Origin of the sequence: Serratia sp. CY83965 (assembly GCF_052166375.1) — a bacterium.
Taxonomy (GTDB): domain Bacteria; phylum Pseudomonadota; class Gammaproteobacteria; order Enterobacterales; family Enterobacteriaceae; genus Serratia; species Serratia marcescens.
Genome location: NZ_JBJNOV010000004.1, coordinates 200,329 through 218,454 on the forward strand (window position 1 = coordinate 200,329; position 18,126 = coordinate 218,454).

The window sequence follows — 18,126 nt, forward strand, 5'->3', positions numbered from 1 at the left end:
GTGTGACATGCCGTCATTGACGCCGCTGAAACTGTTTAAAAACCTGTCTGACGAGACGCGCCTGACCTTGGTGCTGCTGTTGCGCCACGCCGGTGAACTGTGCGTGTGCGAGTTGTCGGGCGCACTGGCGCTGCCGCAACCCAAGATTTCAAGGCATCTGGCGATGCTGCGTGAAAGCGGGCTGCTGCTCGATCGGCGCGATGGTAAATGGATACATTATCGCCTGTCGCCGCATATGCCGGCCTGGGCGGCGGCGATTATTGAGCAGGCTTATCAGTGCCGGCCAGAACAGATGTCGGAGTTAGCGCAACGCGTGGCGAAAGGTTGTCCGTAACGGTAAAAAATTTACGCAAACACATATGAAAAATCGAATATGTAAACTTAAAAGGGCGGAAGGGCAGCGATGATAGTGGCAGGGGCGATCTTTATTCTGACGTTGATCTTGGTCATCTGGCAACCGAAAGGGCTGGGTATTGGCTGGAGTGCGTCGATCGGGGCGGGATTGGCATTATTGAGCGGCGTGGTGCACGTCGGCGACATCCCCGTGGTATGGCAGATAGTCTGGAATGCGACTGCGACCTTTATCGCCGTCATCATCATCAGCCTGTTGCTGGATGAAAGCGGCTTTTTCGCCTGGGCCGCCTTGCACGTCGCGCGCTGGGGCAACGGCAGGGGCCGCTGGCTGTTTACCTATATGCTCCTGTTGGGCGCGGCTGTGGCGGCGCTGTTCGCCAATGATGGCGCCGCGTTAATCCTCACGCCGATCGTGATCGCCATGCTGTCGGCGCTCGGTTTTCGTCCTGCTGCGGTGCTGGCTTTCGTCATGGCGGCGGGCTTTATCGCCGATACCGCCAGCCTGCCGCTGGTGGTGTCCAACCTGGTGAATATCGTTTCGGCGGATTTCTTTCACTTGGGCTTTACGGAGTATGCGGCGGTGATGGTGCCGGTCAACCTCGTCGCCGTGGCGGCGACGCTGGTGATGTTGCATCTGTTCTTCCGCAAGGATATTCCGCCGGGCTATGCGCTGACGCGTTTACCGGCGCCGCGGGAAGCGATTCGCGATCGCGCGACGTTTCGAGCCGGTTGGGCGGTATTGGCGCTGTTGCTGATTGGCTTTTTCGCCCTGGAACCGCTCGGCGTGCCGGTGAGTTTGGTCGCCGCCAGCGGCGCGCTGGTGCTGCTGGCGGTTGCGAAACGCGGGCGAGCGATCGATACCGGTAAAGTGCTGCGCGGGGCGCCCTGGCAGATCGTGATTTTCTCGCTGGGCATGTATCTGGTGGTCTATGGGCTGCGCAATGCCGGCTTGACCGATCTGCTGTCCGGCGTGCTGGATGCGCTGGCGCGGCAGGGGCTGTGGGCGGCGACGCTCGGCACCGGCTTCCTGAGTGCGTTTCTCTCTTCCGTCATGAATAACATGCCGACGGTGCTGGTGGGGGCGCTGTCGATCGACGGCAGCGGCGCGGAAGGCGTCATCAGGCAGGCGATGATTTACGCTAACGTCATCGGCAGCGATCTCGGCCCTAAAATCACCCCGATCGGCAGCCTGGCCACGTTGCTGTGGCTGCATGTGTTGGCAAGGAAAAACATCGTCATTACCTGGGGCTATTATTTCCGCGCAGGACTGGTGATGACGCTGCCAATTCTGTTCGTCACCCTGGCAGCGCTGGCGCTGCGGCTGTCCGTTTTATCCTAACCGGAGAAACCGTCATGAGCAGTATCAATATTTATCACAACCCGGCCTGCGGCACGTCGCGCAATACGTTGGCGCTGATCCGCAACAGCGGCGTTGAGCCGGAGGTGATTCTGTATCTGGAAACGCCTCCCAGCCGCGAACGGTTGATTGCGTTGCTGGCCGACATGAACATGCCGCCGCGCGCGTTGTTGCGAAAAAACGTCGAGCCTTACGCCGAGCTGCAGCTGGACGACAGCGCCTGGAGCGACGAACAACTGATCGACTTCATGGTGCAACAGCCGATCCTGATCAATCGCCCCATCGTGGTGACGCCGCTTGGCACGCGCCTATGCCGTCCGTCGGAGGCGGTGTTGGAGATTCTGCCGGATCCGCAGCGCGGCGCCTTCAGCAAAGAAGACGGCGAGCCGGTGATCGATGCGCAGGGCCGCAGGATAACCTAAGGCTGATCGCTGCGGCCCCGCATTTCGGGCAATCAGTGCAGTTCGGCGCCGCTGCGATCGGCCAGCGCTTCCAGCAGCGGGGCGGAAGGCACGAAGAACAGGGTGCCGGTCACCGCGCGGCTAAAATCGAGCAGCCGATCGTAGTTGCCGGCCGGGCGGCCGATAAACATGTTTTCCAGCATCTGCTCGATCGGCTGCGGGGAGCGCGCATAGCCGATAAAGTAGGTGCCGAACTCGCGCAGGCCGGGGCGGCCGAACGGCATGTTGTCGCGCAGAATTTTCACCTCGTTGCCTTGCTCGTCGGTGATGGTGGTCAGCGAACTGTGCGACGACGACGGTTTGACCGCTTCATCCAGCTCGATGTTGGACTGCTTATGGCGGCCGATGATCTTCTCCTGCGTTTCCACGCTGAGCGAATTCCAGCCCTGCATGTCGTGCAGGTATTTCTGCACCAGCACATAGCTGCCGCCGCTGAACGCCGCGTCTTCGTCGCCGATCACCGTGTAGTCGAAGGCTTCGTGCCCTTCCGGGTTCTCCGTGCCGTCGACGAAGCCGATCATGGCGCGCTGATCGAAGTAACGGAAGCCGTGCACCTCCTCGATCACCGTCACGGCGTCGCCGAGCTTGGCGGTCAACTGAGAGGCCAGTTCAAAACACAGATCCATTTCATCGGCGCGGATATGCAGCAGGATGTCGCCAGGCGTGGCGACGGCGACGCGTTCCCCGCTGCCGATCGGGCTGAACGGATGCAGCTGGCGAGGGCGCGGTGCGCCGAACAGCGTATCCCAGGCCTCGGAGCCGAAGCCGCAGACGCAGGTGAGGTTGCCCGCCGGCGCGCGTTTGCCGACCGAACGCACCACGGCGGCGATGTCGCCGCACCAGGCGCGCACCGCCGCCAGATGGGCGGGAACGGGCGACAGGGTGGCGACGATAAAGATGGCATGGCGCGTCACCGGCGTGAATACGGCTTGCGGCAGGGGGGTATTTGCATTCATTGCATTCGGCTCCAGTGTGTTCGGGTGAAATAGCTCAGATCAAATTAAAGTGCTCGTCGGGTTTCATCGGCGGCGGCAGCGGGCTTTGGTCATTCATTTCCAGCAGGTTGCGCTCGATGGTGTTGCAGATGGCGTTTAACGGCAGATGGTTGGCCGACACGCCAAACGGATCCTCCAGCTCTTCGGCCAGTGAGTCCCAGGATAAGAAGGTATAGGAAATGAACACCGAAACAAACGGTGTCATGTAATGCAGGTCGGTCACCAGGGCAAAAGGCAACAGGCTGCAGAACAGGTAAACGGTGCGCTGCAGGATCAGGGTATAGGCGAACGGCACCGGCGTGCTGGCGAGCCGTTCGCAGCCGCCGAGGGCGTGGGACAGTTCGCTCAGCTTGTTGTCGAGCAGCTCGAAAGTGATGTCGCTCAGCAGCCCCTGTCGGCGCAGCTTGCCGATCTCCTGGCCCAGCATCAGCAGGATGCGGTTGGTCGGCATCGGGCTGGCGATCACCTCGGCCAGCTCTTTGCTGCTGAGATTGTGGTACAGATCGGCGGTGGGATCGGTGGCGCGCAGTTGATGCTTCAGGCTCCAGCTGAAGGCGATCAGCAGCTTGGCGACCTTTTGCTGCACCGCCGGTTCGTCCGGCAGCAGGCTTTTGATCTGTCGCAGCAGGGATCGCTCGGTAATCAGCAACGAGCCCCACAGGTTGCGCGCTTCGACAAAGCGGCTGTAGCCGGCATTATTGCGAAAGCCGAGAAAAATCGCGATGGCGATGCCCAGCAGGCTGAACGGCGCGATGGTTAAATGCACGCCGAGCTGTTCGTACCATTGGTAGCTGATCACCGCCACTATCGACATCAGCACGTTCAGCGACAGACGAAAGGTGATCTTTGACAGCACGGAACCGTGCCAGGCGAACAGGCGAAAAAACCAGTTCTGGTGCGGGCGAATTATCATGACGTGGATGCTTCCTGGTGTCCTGCTATTGAGAATAGTCGATTCTTATCCGGCGGCGTTAGGCCGCCGTTGTCGATTGCCAGAGCCGCTGCGGGTGCGTATAGACGGTGGCGCGCCCCGGCTTGCTGAAGCCCACCAGCGTCAGGTTGCTGCGCTCGGCCACCTCCACCGCCAGGCGGGTGGCGGCGGAAACGGCGAACAGGATCTCGACGCCGCACATGGCGGATTTTTGCACCATTTCATAGCTGGCGCGGCTCGACACGAGCGCCGCACCCTGCAGCCACGCCTGTTGGCTGCGGTAGCCCAGCAGCTTATCGAGCGCCACGTGGCGGCCGACGTCTTCACATCCGCCGCTGAGCGCGCCGTCCGGCTGGATCCAGGCCGCCGCGTGGGTGCAGCCGGTCAGTTTACCCACCGTTTGCACGTCCTGCAGCTGCGCCAACGCCTGGTCGAGCAGCGCCAAATCGAAACGTTGCGTGAAAGGCAGCGGCGCGATGGGTTGAGCAACCTCCTGCAGCTGTTCCACCCCGCAGACGCCGCAGCCGGTGCGGCCGGCCAGGCTGCGGCGCTTCTCTTTCAGCTGCATAAAGCGGCGGCTCGAGAGTTCCACATGCACTTCAATGCCGTTGCAGGCCGGTTGCTGGCGGATGTCGTAGATGTCGTCGGGGGAGGCGATGATGCCTTCGGACAGCGAAAAACCGATGGCGAAGGCCGCCAGATCTTTTGGCGTCGCCATCATCACCACGTGGGAAATGCCGTTGTACACCAGGGCGACCGGCACTTCTTCCGCCAGCCAATCCTGCTGCGCCTGAGCCAGATCGGTGCGCTGCCAGACCGCGTGGCGCGACAGGCATTCCTGTTTGATATCGTCGGTTTCTGCGAAGAGTAGGTGCTTGTTCATAACGTTCTCGTGACCGTCGGTGACGAGGCGCCGACGAGGATGAATTCTTATTAGCAGGTGTGGGGATTATACAGGATTCTGATCCCGCTCGCGTAGGGAATCACGCCCTGCAGGTTATCCACAGTTTTGGTGGATAACGTGTGTGCAAGGGGCAGTGAAACACTTAGCAGGCGTAAAAAAAAATCGCTCAGAAAATTATTATATTACGCGACAAAGCGCGATCCGCAGGGGGATAGGGGGTTGCACGCGTTCGCGTTTTGTTTATGCCTTGCTGTATAAATATACAGTTTGGTTATGATTATGCTGAGCAATTCAAGGTTGTATGCTTTTTCACCAGGTGAGCCCCTGACGTTACCGCTGTTTGCCGATCGCGTGGCCTGCGGTTTTCCCTCCCCGGCGCAGGACTATGTCGAGAGCCGGCTGGATATCGGCAAACTGCTGGTGCGGCATCCTAATGCCACTTATTCGTGCGCGCCAGCGGTGAGATGGAGCGAGCAGGATGGATCAGGCACTGAATTTTTCACTCAGCTATGCGCAGCTGATCCGGGAAGCAGAAGATGCGATTAAAAAATGCAATCTGAACCAGGGCGGGATGGGTTACACCCTAGAGTTGGGTAAGGCTTCTGTCATTCTGAGTTTCTGGTACGGTCTGGCGCTGCAGGGCTATCCGGGCACAATAATGGATGAACGTGTTGATGCCGACCGGCTGCGCCTGCATGTCCTCATCTATAAGAGAGAGGAGTGACATCGTGGCAACGGTTAACGTCCGCCGGCCGTCGCCGCTGTAGAGACGGATGCTGATTGTGCTGGCCGAACCTGCGCGCCCCCTGCCAGCTTCTGTGGCGCGCGGACGGAACGTTCATAAAGCTGGAAGGTGACGCGCTGCAGGTCGCCGGCGGGTATCAGGCCGCGTATGATGCCGGACTGCCGGTGCAGATCCAGGTGAATGACGGCCGTATCCGGGCAAAGGAATAGACGCTGGGGTTGGAGCCTGTCCTCATCGGCGCTATGCTGGAGACTGATGCGGAAGTATGCCGCCCCCAAACGGTAACTGATATTTTGCTGGTTGAGCAGATAGACCGCCTGACCCGTCTCAGCAACAGTGACTGGATGACGTTGAAAAAGCAGATTGAGCAGCATGAGTTACGGATTGTCAGCCTGGATGTCCCTACCTCATGGCAGGCGCTGTCAGAGAAAGATCCTTCACAGGCGGACCCGATCACCCGTGCAGTAATAACCGCCATCAATAACATGCTAATCGACCTGATGGCCGCGATGTCACATAAGGACTGGTTGAGTCGCCGCCAACGGCAAAAGCAGGGAATTGAACGGGCGCATAGGTAGATACCGGGGAAAGCAGGCAGATCAGGAACGACATCAGAAAGTCCTGTACTACCGACAGATTAAGAAACTGAGCATCCGAGAAACAGCAGACGCGACAGGCTACAGTACTTCCCAAGTTTGTCGCATTCAGGCCTTCTATAAAGAAGTTGAGACTGATTAAAAAGCAGCCTTAATGTACAATAATTTTCGATATCCAAACTGACCCCATGAACAATCAATGAGTTAGAGGTGAAAGATGATTTCATACAAAAAAATCATACCTGCTCTTGTCATATTCGCTTTATCTAATGCTGTGGCATATGCGAATGATTTCGACAAATCAAATGAAGCGATGGCAATTTCAGCAATAGGTTTTTCTGGCTCAAATGCTCGTGTTGCACATGATGTTTGTGGGGCAACCAATGAGAAAATTGATAAATATAAAAAACAAATAAAAGACTCATTAACTAGAACATTAAAGTATGAACAGTCAGGATTCGATACGCATTGGGATAATGGTTGGAAAAATGCTGATTTTTTGGTTAAGTCATTAAGTAATGATGAAGCCTATAAAAAAGAATATTGCCGAGAGGTTTTAGATGGAATTAATAATCCGGAGATGAATTAAGGATTATTCCTTATTCGGGGTTCTACGCCGGAACCCCAGATTTTTCCGTCCGCTAAAATTATCCCCGGTTGAGCAGCTTTATACCGTCAGCTCGCAGTGGACCATCAGGGGAAATGTGGCGGTACAGCGTTTGTCGGGTTATCCCAAGCTCCTGGCATAACGTACTGACTTTCGTCTCTGGCCGTCCCATTGATGCCATTGCCAGTCGCAATTTTATTGGCGTCATTTTGTAAGGCCGTCCGCCGTTCCTCCCGTGGGCTCTTGCTGAGGCAAGGCCTGCCGCTGTTCTTTGCGGCGCTGTACGCAGCAGAGACCGACGGCCGCGCGCGACTGGCTCGACACCCGCTTAGTCCCGCCCTCTGGTCAAATGCATGCTGACGTGTACAGCCTGCAGGCAGAGGATTTCGTCTGGCAACCGGTATCGCCCGCCGTCGGCGCCGTTCGCAATGACAATCCCTCACTCATCCTGCCCATCGATACGCCAACGGTCTGAGTGCCGCATTATCCACAGTTTTGGTGGATATCATGTGTGCAAACACACGTGAAGAACGCCAAAAGCTGCAGGAAAAATCGCTCAGAAAATTATTATATTACGCGGGAAAGCGCGATCCGCAGGGGGATTGGGGGTTGCACGCGTTCGCGTTTTGTTTATGCTTAACTGTATAAATATACAGTTTGGTTATGATTATGCTGAGCAATTCAAGGTTGTATGCTTTTTCACCAGGTGAACCCCTAACGTTACCGCTGTTTGCCGATCGCGTGGCCTGCGGCTTTCCTTCCCCGGCGCAGGACTATGTCGAAGGCCGGCTGGACATCGGCAAGCTGTTGGTGCGGCACCCCAACGCCACCTATTTCGTGCGCGCCAGCGGCGAGTCGATGATCGACGGCAATATCCGGGATGGCGATCTGCTGATTGTCGACAGCGCCCTGACGCCGGAGCATGGCAATATCGTGATCGCCGCGGTGGATGGCGAATTCACCGTCAAAAAACTGCAGCGTCACCCCGACGTGCGGCTGTTGCCGATGAACCCCGCCTACGCGCCGATCGTGTTCGACGACGAAGCGCAGCTGGAGATCTTCGGCGTGGTGACCTTTATCGTCTACGCGGCGCTGTAACCATGTTCGCCCTGGTAGACGTCAACAGCTTCTACGCTTCCTGCGAGACCATCTTTCGGCCCGACCTGCGGGGGCGGCCGGTGATCGTGCTGTCCAACAACGACGGCTGCGTGATTGCCCGCAGCGCCGAGGCGAAGGCGTTGGGCGTGCCGATGGGCGCGCCTTATTTCAAAATCAAAGAGGAGATGCGCCGTCGCAACGTTGCGGTGTTCTCCTCCAACTACGCGCTGTACGCCGATATGTCCCGCCGGGTGATGGACACGCTGGAGGAAATGGCGCCGGCGGTGGAGATTTATTCGCTGGACGAAGCCTTTCTGCGGCTGGACGGTGTGGCCCACTGCGAGGCGCTGGAGCCGTTCGGCCAGCGGGTGCGCGATCGCATCCGGCGCGAGCTGCATTTGACGGTCGGGGTCGGCATTGCGCCGAGCAAAACGCTGGCCAAGCTGGCCAACTTCGCTGCCAAGAAATGGCGAGGCACCGGCGGCGTGGTGGATTTATCCGATCCGGTGCGCCAGCGTAAACTGCTGGCGCTGCTTCCGGTGGAAGAGGTGTGGGGCGTGGGGCGCCGCCTGACTCGCCAGCTGCAGGCGATGGGTATTCACACCGCGCTACAGCTGGCGGACTGCGATACCCGGCTGGCGCGTAAAACCTTCAGCGTAGTGCTGGAGCGCACGATACGCGAGCTGCGCGGCGAATCGTGCCTGCAGTGGGAAGATGAGGCGGCGGCGAAAGAGCAGATCATTTGTTCCCGTTCGTTCGGCCAGCGGTTGACGCATTATCCGCACATGCGCGAGGCGATCTGCAGCTACGCCGAACGCGCCGCCGAAAAGCTGCGGCAGGAAAAGCGCTACTGCCGCAACGTCTCGGTGTTTATCAAAACCAGCCCGCATTCGGCGGGCGAAGGGTATTACAGCAATATGGGCACCGCCCGGCTGCAAACGCCGAGCAACGACAGCCGCGACATCATCGCCATGGCGGTGCGCGCGCTGGAGAGCATCTGGCAGGAAGGGCGGCGTTACCTGAAGGGCGGCGTGGTGCTGGGGGATTTCAGCGCCGCCGCCATGGCGCAGATCGACCTGTTCGACGACTGCCCGCCGCGCCGCAACAGCGAACGGCTGATGGCGACTCTCGATCGCCTGAATCAGGAAGGGCGCGGGCGCGTATGGTTCGCCGGGCAGGGGATCGTCAAGCCGTGGCAAATGAAGCGCGACATGCTGTCGCCGGCCTACACCACCCGGCTGGCGGATATCCCGGTGGCGCGGCTGGGGGAGCGGGCGCCGCGCACCGCTGAACCGAAGGAAGAAAAACGCCGCGGGTGACAACCGGCGGCGTGGGTAGGCCGAGTGTTACTTCACCGTCGCCGGATCCGGCTTATCGGGGGCGATGCCATACAGTACCATGGCGCGGTTGACCTCGCTGCGGGCGATACGGCCTTCGTCAGCCAGCAGCTTCAACGCGGCGAGCGCGATGAAATGGCGGTTGACCTCGAAGAACTCACGCAGCGCCTCGCGGGTGTCCGAGCGACCAAAGCCGTCGGTGCCCAAGGCGATAAAGGCGCGGTCGGGCAAGAACGGTTTGATCTGATCGCCGACGATCTTCATATAGTCCGTTACCACCACCACCGGGCCGGGATGCGCCGCCAGCAGGCTCTGAATATAAGGAACTTTCGGCGGATCTTCCGGATGCAGCAGGTTCCAGCGTTCGGCCGCCATGCCGTTGCGGCGCAGCTCGCTCAGGCTGGTGGCGCTCCAGATATCGCTGGCGACGCCAAAGTCCGCCGCCAACAGCTCCGCCGCCGCCAGCGCCTCGCGCATGATGGCGCCGCTGGCGACCAGTTGAGCGCGCGGGCTCTCTTGGTTTGCCGCTTCGTTCCGTTTGAGCAAATAGGCGCCCTGGATAATCCCGTCCTCCACGCCCGCCGGCATCGACGGCTGCGGGTAGCCCTCGTTGAGCAAGGTGATGTAGTAGTAAATATCCTCTTGTTCAACGAACATTCTGCGCATGCCGCTCTGGACGATCACCGCGAGTTCATAGGCATAGGTCGGATCGTAGGAGACGCAGCTGGGGATCACCGAAGACAGCACGTGGCTGTGGCCGTCGTCATGCTGCAAGCCTTCGCCCATCAGGGTGGTTCTGCCGGAGGTGGCGCCGAGCAGGAAACCCTTGGTGCGCGCGTCGGCCGCCGCCCAGGCGAGATCGCCCACCCGCTGCAGCCCGAACATGGAGTAGAAGATATAGAACGGGATCGTCGCGACATCGTGGTTGCTGTAGGCGGTGCCGGCGGCGATCCAGGTCGATATTGCGCCGGATTCGTTGATGCCTTCCTGCAAAATCTGGCCGTCTTTGGCCTCTTTGTAGTAGCTGAGCTGCCCGGCGTCTTGCGGGGTATACAGCTGGCCGTGCCAGGAATGGATGCCAATCTGGCGGAACAGGCCTTCCATGCCGAACGTGCGCGACTCGTCCGGCACGATGGGCACGATCAGTTTGCCGATGTTGGCGTCTTTGAGCAGCACGCCGAGGATATTGACGAAAGCCATGGTGGTCGACATGTTGCGTTCGCCGCTGCCTTTCAGGAGGCCGTCGAAGCGCGATAGTTCCGGTATCGCCAGCGGAGTGGATTGGCCGAAGCGGGCAGGGATGTAGCCGCCCAGCGCGGTGCGCGTCGCGGTGATGTACTTCGCCGCCGCGCTGTCGGGTTCGGGCTTCAGGTAAGGGATCTCTGCCAGTTGGGCGTCGGAGATGGTCAGCCCTAAACGGTCGCGGAAGGCTTTCACCGCATCCTGGCTCATTTTTTTCAGCTGGTGGTTGATGTTCTGCCCTTCACCGGCTTCCCCCATGCCAAACCCTTTGACGGTTTTGGCCAGCACCACCGTCGGTCTGCCCGTGGTATGCACCGCCTGATGGTAGGCGGCGTACACCTTTTGCGGATCGTGGCCGCCGCGGTGCAGCGCCCAGATCTCATCGTCGCTCAGGTCGGCGACCAGCTCGAGCAATTCCGGGTACTTGCCGAAGAAATGCTCCCGCACATAGGCGCCGCTTTGCGACTTGAAGGTTTGGTAATCGCCGTCGACGCACTCCATCATGCGCTGCATCAGCAATCCGGAGCGGTCTTTTTGCAGCAGTTTGTCCCAGCCGCTGCCCCAAATTACCTTGATCACCTGCCAGCCGGCGGCTTTGAAGGTGCCTTCCAGCTCCTGAATAATCTTGCCGTTGCCGCGCACGGGGCCATCCAGCCGTTGCAGGTTGCAGTTCACGACGAAGATCAGGTTATCGAGTTTTTCTCGCCCGCCCAGCGCAATCGCCGCCAGTGATTCCGGCTGATCCATCTCGCCGTCGCCGAGAAACGCCCACACCTTTCTTCCCTGGTGCGGTTTCAGTTCGCGGTATTCCAGATAGCGCATGTAGCGCGCCTGGTAGGCGGCGGTCAGCGGCCCCAGCCCCATCGAAACGGTGGGATATTGCCAGAAATCCGGCATCAGCCGCGGGTGCGGGTAGGAGGAGAGGCCGCGGCGTGTGGATTCGCGGCGAAAGTTGTCGAGCAGTTCCTCGTCGATGCGGCCTTCGAGATAGGCGCGGCCATAAATGCCGGGGGCGGAGTGGCCCTGGATATACACCATGTCGCCGGCAAACTCATCGGTGCGTCCGCGGAAAAAGTGCGTGAATCCCACATCGTAAAGCACCGCGGCCGACTGATAGGTGGCGATATGCCCGCCGACGTTGGAATGTTTGCCGGCGCGCAGCACCATCGCCATGGCGTTCCAGCGAATAAACGCATTGATGCGCGCTTCAGCGGCCAGATCGCCGGGATACGTCGGTTGCTTATAGGCCGGGATCGTATTCACGTAGGGCGTGGTGACCAGGCTGAAGAAATCACCGTGTTTTCGCTGATCGGCTTCGGCCATTCTTTCCAACAAAAAATGCGCGCGTTCACGGCCGTCGATGTCAGTGACACCTTCAAATGCCTCAAGCCATTCAGCCGTCTCCTGTGGGTCAAGATCTGCTTTTACCGCGGGTTGGTTCATAAAGGCTCCAAATGTACTTACCTGATAAGGCGCTGAGCGATACAGGGATTTAGTGAGTTGCAAGCGCAAGAATTGCAAATGCAACAATGGCGAAAGCCACTCTATCCCTTTACAATTGCAATTGCAACTCACCGGTTTTGACGAGAAAAATGACATGACAGATAAACAACCCGACCTGTGGTTCTCCTTTGTGCGCGCGCATCGGGCGATGATCAGAAAGATAGAGGCGAAGTTGTCGGAGGCGGGGCTGCCGGTTTACGCCTGGTATGACGTGTTATGGGGATTGGAAAGCGGGGAAAACGGCACACGCCGCATGCATGAGCTGGCGGACGTGTTGGTGATTGAGCGTTACAACCTGACCCGCCTGATGGATCGCCTGGAAAAAGAGCGGCTGGTCACGCGTTTTCGATCGGATGACGATCGCCGGGCCTCCTTCGCGACTATCACCGAGGAAGGCAAGGCCCTGCGGAAAAAGATGTGGGAGATCTACCGTTCGGTGGTCAACACCCACTTTCTCAACCAGTTCAGCGAAGAAGAGATCGCACGCTTCTCCGACGCGTTGAACAATGCGATGCAGCTGGCCAGAGAATGATCAGGCATCGGGCGTGATGTGCAGAACGCGCAGCGCATCGGCGATCAGCGTCGAAGGGATTTTCTGCTCGTCGGCCAGCAGTTTGAGGGCGCAGAGCGCAATCCATTCCGCCTGCGGGTAGTGGATTTCGCCGCGCACCCGTGAATCTGAGCCCACCGCGGCAAAGCGTGCGGGAATGAACCGCTTGAGCTGGTTGGCGAGCAGATGCGAATAGTCGGTGACGGCGACGACGGGGGCATTCCCGGCGCCCAGACACGTTTTCAGATGGCATTCGCCGCCGCTGTCCTGGCGCTGCATGTCGGCGAGTTCGGCGTCCTGCGCCAACCGCGTGTAGCTGGGGCAGCTCCAGATTTCGGCCGCGATACCCCAATTTTTCAACACCTCAGCCGCCTGCTGAACGCGGGCGAGCGCACGGCCGGCGCCGCACAGGCGAACCTGCAACGGCGAGTCCGCCGCCGCCGCGACACGATACATCCCCTTGAACGCCTGTTCTGCGACAAACGGCTCCCCTGAAGAGAGGGGGCCATTGTCTGCGTTGGTCGCGAGATACACCATCTTCCTCGTTCCCTCCAGATAGAGCGCGCGCAGGGCGTGATGGAGTATCGCGCCGGTTTCTCTTGCATTGGCCGGATCGAAAGGCAACCAGCCCGGCATGGCCGTGAGCTGAAGCGGGAACCAGGCCTGAACGCCTTTCGGCAAATCGGCACTGCCGGTATCTGCATCGCTGATGAAAATCCCCTTGCGATTGGTTTCCGGCTCAAGCCCGCGGAGCATGTCCACCGAGGGCGTGTTGACGCAGTAAAACAACGGCTTCTCATAACGCTCTGATTGATGGCCAAACCAGAGCGGCCAGGCGGTGGCGTAGCGGGAACTCGGCGGCTCGGCGCGCCTTCTGCCGTCGATAAGCCAGATGTCGCCGCTGGCGTTGAGTTCGCTCAAGGCTTCCGCCGTCCAGGCGGTGGAAGAGGGAAGCGACGCGCCGGCGTTCTGGCTGACGGAGGCCATCTTGCGGATACAGGCTTCGGCCAGAGTTCTGGTCCTGGCGGAGGCGGCAGGCATTGTTATACGTTGAGGCGACATGCGGAGCATTCCCTTTAAGTTGCAAGTGCGATGATTGTAATTGCAATTCACGGCGTGTGCCAATGACTTCTGAACAGGTCGCAGCCATCCAGGCGTGACCCGCGGCGATATATTCAGGTTATGCAGACGCGATCCTATTTGTTTCACCGACCAGACAGCCGCCATCCGTTGTCCTTATTTCTGCGGTTTTTTATAAATGACGGGCAGCTAAAAACGGTTTGCCGATAGGGATAATGCGCGTGTCAATCCGCGTTAAACGAGAATATCGGCATCTTAAAAATAAAACGAAATAAGGATGAAAGCATATGCCTGGATTTAATTATGGTGGTAAAGGAGATGGAACTAACTGGAGTTCTGAACGCGGTACGGGCCCTGAGCCGGGGGGCGGCGATAAAGGCCATTCCGGCGATCGCGATCGCGGCGGCGCCGGCGTTGGCAACAGCCCGGAACAGCAACAGATAGCGGCGATCCAAAACGATCCGGCGCTGCGCATGAAACTGGAGGCGGTGATTAAGGCGGCGCGCAGAATTAACCCGGATGCGAAATTGCATATTGAAAGCGTCAGCCCATCCGGCACGCTGAGCCTTTCCGCCACCGGTTTGACGGCCGATCAGGCGAAGCACATTGGCCTGGGGGGGCTGGTGATGGGGGTCAACGCCAAGGGGGTGACAGTGGCGATCGGGGATATCGAAACCGGCCATGCGCGCAAGCCCTCACCCCCTGGCAAAGGCGGCAACAATGGCCTGAATGCCGGGCAGATCGGCGCCTCTTCGTTAGGCAGTTTCGTGACAGACTCGCATCGCGATCGGCCCGTCAGCGGCTGGCATGGCAACGGCAAAACCGGCGAATTCTCGACGACCCGCACGACCGGGAGTTACTACGGTTTTCATCATTTGAAGGTGGAAAAGCAAGACGGAGTGGCGACCTACAATCTCTACTATAAGGCCAATAAGAACCGGCCCGCGTTTATCGCCGTGGTGAGAGGGGATAACCTGAATGCCATGGAGGTGAAATATGCCAACGGCAAGCCGGTAAAATCGCCCGGCTCGGTAAAAACGATCGTTAAGGAATTCGTCGAATATCAAAATGCGGAATTAAAAGCCATCAAGGATGGCGTCAGCCTGGCCGCAGGCATCAATAAAGATATCGCGGAAAAGATCGGCGCGAAATACGCCAAACTCGCCAAGGATTTGGAGGCGGGAATTCAAGGAAAATATATCCGCAACGTGCAAGATGCGGAGAAAACCTACGAGCAATTGACGAAGGGCCTGAACAAAAAGCTCAAGGCGCAGGACAAAGCGGCGATTGTCGCCTGGCTGAAAATGATCGATGCGGAACAGTATGCCCGCAATGCGCGGGTATTGGGCAAGGTCTTCACCGGGGTGGACTGGGCGATCAAGGGCGTGGATCTGGTAAACGCCGCGATTGAAGGTTTCTCTACCGGCAACTGGAAAGCGTTCCGCAACCAGCTCGAAGCGCTCGGGTTGTCGATCGGCGCAGGGTATACGCTTTCCGCTATCGCCGCGTTTTTCGCGCCGACGCTGGTGTCGTCGACGGTGGGCATTTTCGCCTTCGCTTACCTGTTTGGCTGGGCCACCAGCTATATCGATGCGGAACGTGCGGGGGAGCTGGAGAAGTGGGTCGTTGACCTGTAACGGCATGAGGGGGCTGGCCCCCTCATTTTACCCCTCACACCCTCTACCTCTTTCACACCACCGGCGCCACCGTCAGCAGCAGGTTGGCGAAACGGCGTTGTTCGCCGGAGGCGATCACCAGCAGCGTCCGATCCGATTTGACCGCGGCGTAAAATGCCTCGCGCGGCAGGTATTCTATCGGGCAATGCTCTGGCAGCAGCTGCCGGTATTCGGCTTCGATGGTGTTGGTGAAGTCCGGCGGGCAGGCCATCAGCGCCGCGCTTTCCACGTTGATGCAGGCCAGCATTTTTTCCAGGATCGGCGGGGCGGCGAGCGTGCCGGGCGCCAGGTTCAGATAGACCACGGTGGCGTCTTTCGGCGCGTGGGTCACGCAGGCGTAGTTGCCGTCGGCGATCAACACCTGGGTTTTATGCCCGCATTGCGCCAGCGCGGCAAGCAGCGGCGGGTGAGTGATGGCGGATTTGATCATAAAGCGATTCCTGAATGGGCGGGCGGCAAGCGCGCCGCCCGCAGCTGAATTACATGCGGTAGATGCCGCCGTTGATGTCGAGAGTCGCGCCGGAGATGAAGCCGTCGTATTCCGCCGCCAGGAAGGCGATGGCGCGCGCCACGTCGTCCGGTGCGCCAGCGCGGCCCAGCGGGATGGCGCGAACGGTTTCCTCCGCCGATGCCTGGGTAGTGTGGCGATTGTGGAAACGGGTGCCGAGGATCAGGCCGGGCGCGACCGCATTCACCCGGATGCCGTGCTCGCCCAGCTCCGCCGCCAGCGAGCGCGTCCAGGTGAGTACTGCGCCCTTGGTGGCGGAATAGACCAGCGAGCCGGAGTGCCCGCCGGCGCGGCCCGCCTGTGAGGCCAGGTTAACGATGCTGGCGCCGTCCGGCGCCGCTTTCAGATGCGGCAGCGCGCTCTGGGTGACGTTCAGCATGGTGGTCATGTTCACGTCGATCACGGTTTGCCAGAAGGCGCGGTCGATCTCGCCCAGCCATTTGCGCCCGACGATGCCGCCGACGTTATTGATCAGGATATCGATGCCGCCGAGAAACTCGGCGCCGGCCGAGACGCAGCGCTGCGTTTCGTCGGTATCGATGAGATCGGCGTAGCCGTAAGCGGCCTTTTGCCCCAATGAATGGGCCAGCGCCACCAGCGCTTTGGGACCGCTTTCGTCGCTGTGGTAGTGAAAATAGATGTCGCAACCGGCCTTGATCAGCCGCTCCGCGGTGGCGCGGCCGATGCCCTGTTCCGCCCCGGTGATAAAGACCTTTTTGCCCGCAAGATCGCCCATGATTGACTCCTTATTGGTTCGTTAAGAATTGATGACGCCTTCACGCTGTTTGGCGCAGTAGAAAATGCAGATCAGCCCGGTGGCCAGCAGGCACGAGGCCAGGAAAAACAGCCCCGGCGCGCTGCTGCCGGTCAGATCGTTCAGCACGCCCACCGCATAGGGGGCGACGAAACCGCCGATATTGCCGATGCAGCTGACCACCGCCAGCCCGGCGGCCGCGGCCGCGCCGGTGGAGATATTGGCGGGCATGGATAAAAACGGCGGCACGGCGGTGTAGATGCCGATGGCGGCGATGCACAGGAACGACAGCGCGACGAGCGGGTCGTATTTAAAAAACGTCACCGCCCCCATCAGGCCGATGGCGGCGACCACCATGCTGAGGCCGGCAAACACGCCGAGTTTTTTGGTTTTGCTGGCCCACAGGCTCCACGGATACACCAACAGCGCAGCCAGGCCGTAGGGAATGAGCGCCAGCAGGCTGACGCGGAAGATATCGCCGCCGGAGAGGGCGCTGATGATCGACGGCAGCCAGGTGCCGAAGCCGTAAATGGCGCACACCATGCCGAAGTTGAGCAGCGCGTAGAGCAGGTATTTCTTGTTTTTAATCCCTTTCAGGAAGTCGGCCAGCGTGATTTTAGAGCCGGATTTGGAGCGGCCGGCGTTGCTCATCAGCCAGGCCTTTTCCTCCACGTTCAGATAGCCGACATCTTTGGGCGAGTTCTTGATCAGGAACGGGATCAGCAGGCCGATGACGATCGGCGGCAACCCTTCGAGGATGAACAGCAACTGCCAGGGGGCGAATCCGAACCAGTCATGCTGAATATTGAGAATAAAGCCGGAAATCGGCGAGCCGACGGCGTTGGACAGCGGCTGGACGATGATAAACATGCCGAGAATTTTAGTGCGGTACTTTTCCGGGAAGAAGACCGTGAAGTAATACACCACCGAGGGAAAGAAACCGGCTTCGCACACGCCCAGCATAAAACGGCAAATATACAGCTCCAGCGGCGTGCGCACAAAACCGAGCAGGGTCGCGAAGATGCCCCAGGAAATTAATATTCTGGCGAACCAGATGCGCGGGCCAAATTTAATGGTGCCGGCGTTGCTGGGTATTTCAAACAGGAAATAGCCGATAAAGAAAATTCCGGAGGCGAAGCCGAAAGCCGAGGCGGTCAATCCCAGATTATCTTCCAGCGCTTTGGCGGCGTAGGCCATATTGTTGCGGTCGAGAAAGGCCAGGAAATACAACAATATCATGAGGGGCACAATATGCAGCGTCAATTTCCTGATGGCGCTGCGTTCAATATCCTTTGGCATTGTTTTTTTCATCATGGTTTTTCCCATGTGGTTAATCGGAATAATAGCGTCCCGGCCCAAAGTCATGAGCGGAGAGCTGAATAACAACGTTGCGTGCATAAAAGCGTCGCGCCGTTTATTTATTGCGAC

Annotated in this window: 17 protein-coding genes and 3 pseudogenes; 12 read left to right on the forward strand and 8 right to left on the reverse strand. The window is 59.1% G+C overall.

The window, feature by feature from the left end; translation table 11 throughout:
* The first annotated feature begins 7 nt into the window (after window positions 1-7).
* From ACJ8PL_RS11825 to arsC, 3 genes are all read left to right on the forward strand, one after another.
* Window positions 8-334 carry a metalloregulator ArsR/SmtB family transcription factor gene (locus tag ACJ8PL_RS11825; protein ID WP_016927219.1) on the forward strand — a complete coding sequence of 109 codons (327 nt, stop codon included), beginning with the start codon at window positions 8-10 and terminating at the stop codon, window positions 332-334.
* 69 nt (window positions 335-403) lie between these two features.
* Window positions 404-1,693 (forward strand): arsenic transporter, encoded by a 1,290-nt coding sequence (locus ACJ8PL_RS11830; RefSeq protein WP_016927220.1) that lies wholly within the window; start codon window positions 404-406, stop codon window positions 1,691-1,693.
* Window positions 1,694-1,707: 14 nt separating this feature from the next.
* On the forward strand, window positions 1,708-2,133 hold the full coding sequence (gene arsC, locus ACJ8PL_RS11835; RefSeq protein ID WP_442531177.1) for a glutaredoxin-dependent arsenate reductase: 426 nt from the start codon (window positions 1,708-1,710) through the stop codon (window positions 2,131-2,133).
* Between the two features lie 32 nt (window positions 2,134-2,165).
* On the opposite strand, the gene ACJ8PL_RS11840 is transcribed toward arsC, so the two are convergent.
* The 3 genes from ACJ8PL_RS11840 to fdhD are packed head-to-tail and all read right to left on the reverse strand — an operon-like array spanning window position 2,166 to window position 4,981.
* Window positions 2,166-3,128, reverse strand: coding sequence for a Dyp-type peroxidase (locus ACJ8PL_RS11840; protein WP_016927222.1), 963 nt, complete (start codon window positions 3,126-3,128; stop codon window positions 2,166-2,168).
* A gap of 34 nt (window positions 3,129-3,162) precedes the next feature.
* Entirely contained in the window at window positions 3,163-4,080 is a 918-nt protein-coding gene (locus ACJ8PL_RS11845) for a bestrophin family protein (RefSeq protein WP_016927223.1), read from the reverse strand.
* A 58-nt stretch (window positions 4,081-4,138) separates the two neighbouring features.
* Complete coding sequence (fdhD, locus tag ACJ8PL_RS11850; RefSeq protein ID WP_442531178.1) at window positions 4,139-4,981, reverse strand: formate dehydrogenase accessory sulfurtransferase FdhD; 843 nt, start codon at window positions 4,979-4,981, stop codon at window positions 4,139-4,141.
* Window positions 4,982-5,275: 294 nt separating this feature from the next.
* Here fdhD and ACJ8PL_RS11855 point away from each other — a divergent pair.
* From ACJ8PL_RS11855 to umuC, 7 genes and pseudogenes are all read left to right on the forward strand, one after another.
* A pseudogene (locus tag ACJ8PL_RS11855) lies at window positions 5,276-5,446 on the forward strand (DNA polymerase V); the annotation flags it as partial.
* Between the two features lie 34 nt (window positions 5,447-5,480).
* On the forward strand, window positions 5,481-5,726 hold the full coding sequence (locus tag ACJ8PL_RS11860) for a hypothetical protein (protein ID WP_016927225.1): 246 nt from the start codon (window positions 5,481-5,483) through the stop codon (window positions 5,724-5,726).
* Between the two features lie 263 nt (window positions 5,727-5,989).
* Window positions 5,990-6,485, forward strand: a pseudogene (locus ACJ8PL_RS11865) (recombinase family protein).
* A 75-nt stretch (window positions 6,486-6,560) separates the two neighbouring features.
* Entirely contained in the window at window positions 6,561-6,932 is a 372-nt protein-coding gene (locus ACJ8PL_RS11870) for a hypothetical protein (protein ID WP_126502249.1), read from the forward strand.
* A gap of 313 nt (window positions 6,933-7,245) precedes the next feature.
* Window positions 7,246-7,425, forward strand: a pseudogene (locus tag ACJ8PL_RS11875) (SOS response-associated peptidase family protein); the annotation flags it as partial.
* A 188-nt stretch (window positions 7,426-7,613) separates the two neighbouring features.
* Window positions 7,614-8,048 carry a translesion error-prone DNA polymerase V autoproteolytic subunit gene (gene umuD, locus ACJ8PL_RS11880; RefSeq protein ID WP_079451533.1) on the forward strand — a complete coding sequence of 145 codons (435 nt, stop codon included), beginning with the start codon at window positions 7,614-7,616 and terminating at the stop codon, window positions 8,046-8,048.
* Window positions 8,049-8,050: 2 nt separating this feature from the next.
* On the forward strand, window positions 8,051-9,367 hold the full coding sequence (umuC, locus tag ACJ8PL_RS11885) for a translesion error-prone DNA polymerase V subunit UmuC (RefSeq protein WP_079451532.1): 1,317 nt from the start codon (window positions 8,051-8,053) through the stop codon (window positions 9,365-9,367).
* Between the two features lie 27 nt (window positions 9,368-9,394).
* Here the strand turns inward: umuC and aceE are convergent, their stop codons facing one another.
* Window positions 9,395-12,070 (reverse strand): pyruvate dehydrogenase (acetyl-transferring), homodimeric type, encoded by a 2,676-nt coding sequence (gene aceE / locus ACJ8PL_RS11890; RefSeq protein WP_442531179.1) that lies wholly within the window; start codon window positions 12,068-12,070, stop codon window positions 9,395-9,397.
* 154 nt (window positions 12,071-12,224) lie between these two features.
* Here aceE and ACJ8PL_RS11895 point away from each other — a divergent pair, with 154 nt between their 5' ends.
* Window positions 12,225-12,662: a MarR family winged helix-turn-helix transcriptional regulator gene (locus ACJ8PL_RS11895; protein ID WP_028128123.1), complete on the forward strand. Its 438-nt coding sequence runs from the start codon at window positions 12,225-12,227 to the stop codon at window positions 12,660-12,662.
* Here ACJ8PL_RS11895 and ACJ8PL_RS11900 read toward each other — a convergent pair whose 3' ends face one another.
* The gene (locus ACJ8PL_RS11900) at window positions 12,663-13,742 is read right to left on the reverse strand and encodes a transketolase-like TK C-terminal-containing protein (RefSeq protein WP_442531180.1); all 1,080 of its coding nucleotides are present in this window, start codon (window positions 13,740-13,742) and stop codon (window positions 12,663-12,665) included.
* 305 nt (window positions 13,743-14,047) lie between these two features.
* Here ACJ8PL_RS11900 and ACJ8PL_RS11905 point away from each other — a divergent pair, with 305 nt between their 5' ends.
* Window positions 14,048-15,397 (forward strand): colicin-like pore-forming protein, encoded by a 1,350-nt coding sequence (locus ACJ8PL_RS11905; protein WP_442531181.1) that lies wholly within the window; start codon window positions 14,048-14,050, stop codon window positions 15,395-15,397.
* Between the two features lie 52 nt (window positions 15,398-15,449).
* Here ACJ8PL_RS11905 and ACJ8PL_RS11910 read toward each other — a convergent pair whose 3' ends face one another.
* Genes ACJ8PL_RS11910 through ACJ8PL_RS11920 form a run of 3 tightly spaced genes read right to left on the reverse strand, consistent with a single transcriptional unit; the run spans window position 15,450 to window position 17,937 of the window.
* Entirely contained in the window at window positions 15,450-15,866 is a 417-nt protein-coding gene (locus tag ACJ8PL_RS11910) for an RbsD/FucU domain-containing protein (protein WP_049299083.1), read from the reverse strand.
* Window positions 15,867-15,915: 49 nt separating this feature from the next.
* Window positions 15,916-16,680 carry an SDR family NAD(P)-dependent oxidoreductase gene (locus tag ACJ8PL_RS11915; protein ID WP_016927235.1) on the reverse strand — a complete coding sequence of 255 codons (765 nt, stop codon included), beginning with the start codon at window positions 16,678-16,680 and terminating at the stop codon, window positions 15,916-15,918.
* A 21-nt stretch (window positions 16,681-16,701) separates the two neighbouring features.
* A complete protein-coding gene (locus tag ACJ8PL_RS11920) occupies window positions 16,702-17,937 on the reverse strand; it encodes an MFS transporter (RefSeq protein WP_442531182.1) in 1,236 nt (411 codons plus the stop codon).
* Between the last annotated feature and the right edge of the window lie 189 nt (window positions 17,938-18,126).

Bases quoted from the DNA above. Each gene is read 5' to 3' on its own strand.
- arsC (WP_442531177.1), top strand. From the start codon at position 1,708: ATGAGCAGTATCAATATTTATCACAACCCGGCCTGCGGCACGTCGCGC.
- ACJ8PL_RS11870 (WP_126502249.1), top strand. From the start codon at position 6,561: ATGATTTCATACAAAAAAATCATACCTGCTCTTGTCATATTCGCTTTA.
- ACJ8PL_RS11895 (WP_028128123.1), top strand. From the start codon at position 12,225: ATGACAGATAAACAACCCGACCTGTGGTTCTCCTTTGTGCGCGCGCAT.
- fdhD (WP_442531178.1), bottom strand. From the start codon at position 4,981: ATGAACAAGCACCTACTCTTCGCAGAAACCGACGATATCAAACAGGAA.
- ACJ8PL_RS11845 (WP_016927223.1), bottom strand. From the start codon at position 4,080: ATGATAATTCGCCCGCACCAGAACTGGTTTTTTCGCCTGTTCGCCTGG.
- ACJ8PL_RS11915 (WP_016927235.1), bottom strand. From the start codon at position 16,680: ATGGGCGATCTTGCGGGCAAAAAGGTCTTTATCACCGGGGCGGAACAG.
- ACJ8PL_RS11905 (WP_442531181.1), top strand. From the start codon at position 14,048: ATGCCTGGATTTAATTATGGTGGTAAAGGAGATGGAACTAACTGGAGT.
- ACJ8PL_RS11860 (WP_016927225.1), top strand. From the start codon at position 5,481: ATGGATCAGGCACTGAATTTTTCACTCAGCTATGCGCAGCTGATCCGG.
- ACJ8PL_RS11910 (WP_049299083.1), bottom strand. From the start codon at position 15,866: ATGATCAAATCCGCCATCACTCACCCGCCGCTGCTTGCCGCGCTGGCG.
- ACJ8PL_RS11840 (WP_016927222.1), bottom strand. From the start codon at position 3,128: ATGAATGCAAATACCCCCCTGCCGCAAGCCGTATTCACGCCGGTGACG.
- ACJ8PL_RS11920 (WP_442531182.1), bottom strand. From the start codon at position 17,937: ATGATATTGTTGTATTTCCTGGCCTTTCTCGACCGCAACAATATGGCC.
- umuD (WP_079451533.1), top strand. From the start codon at position 7,614: ATGATTATGCTGAGCAATTCAAGGTTGTATGCTTTTTCACCAGGTGAA.
- ACJ8PL_RS11900 (WP_442531180.1), bottom strand. From the start codon at position 13,742: ATGTCGCCTCAACGTATAACAATGCCTGCCGCCTCCGCCAGGACCAGA.
- aceE (WP_442531179.1), bottom strand. From the start codon at position 12,070: ATGAACCAACCCGCGGTAAAAGCAGATCTTGACCCACAGGAGACGGCT.
- ACJ8PL_RS11830 (WP_016927220.1), top strand. From the start codon at position 404: ATGATAGTGGCAGGGGCGATCTTTATTCTGACGTTGATCTTGGTCATC.
- umuC (WP_079451532.1), top strand. From the start codon at position 8,051: ATGTTCGCCCTGGTAGACGTCAACAGCTTCTACGCTTCCTGCGAGACC.
- ACJ8PL_RS11825 (WP_016927219.1), top strand. From the start codon at position 8: ATGCCGTCATTGACGCCGCTGAAACTGTTTAAAAACCTGTCTGACGAG.